The 338-nt window shown below is 63.6% G+C and carries 1 protein-coding gene; it reads right to left on the bottom strand.

Translation table 11 applies throughout. The annotated features are described in order from the left end of the window. Positions 1–338, bottom strand: a 338-nt coding sequence (locus QWI17_RS16865) for an alginate O-acetyltransferase AlgF (RefSeq protein ID WP_302723691.1), incomplete at both ends; no start/stop codon positions are given.

The raw sequence follows: 338 nt of genomic DNA, 5'->3' as shown, positions 1-338 counted from the left end.
TGGCGGCCACCTGCTTGACCACTTCGGTCGTGCCGTCGGCGGTTTTCAGGGTCAGCTGCTGGTCGCTCAGGTTCTGCACGCGCACCAGGGCTTTCTGCTTGTTCTTGAACGGCGGCTCTTCGATCAGCTTCGGGTTGCCGCTGCTGCTGTTGACCAGGGTGTAGTACTTGTCCGAGGCCAGCTTGACCGGCACGCTCTTGCCGCCGACCTTGGCGGTGTAGTCACCGCCAGGCAGGAAGCTGAAATCGCTGCTGGCCTGGGCGCCAACCTGCTTGATCTGGGTGTTGCCCACACTGGCGGCAGCCGGTGCACTGGTGGCGTTGTACAGCCGCACGAAC

This window comes from Gilvimarinus gilvus (genome assembly GCF_030518155.1).
GTDB lineage: Bacteria > Pseudomonadota > Gammaproteobacteria > Pseudomonadales > Cellvibrionaceae > Gilvimarinus > Gilvimarinus gilvus.
This window is presented reverse-complemented; position numbering and strand designations above follow the sequence as displayed.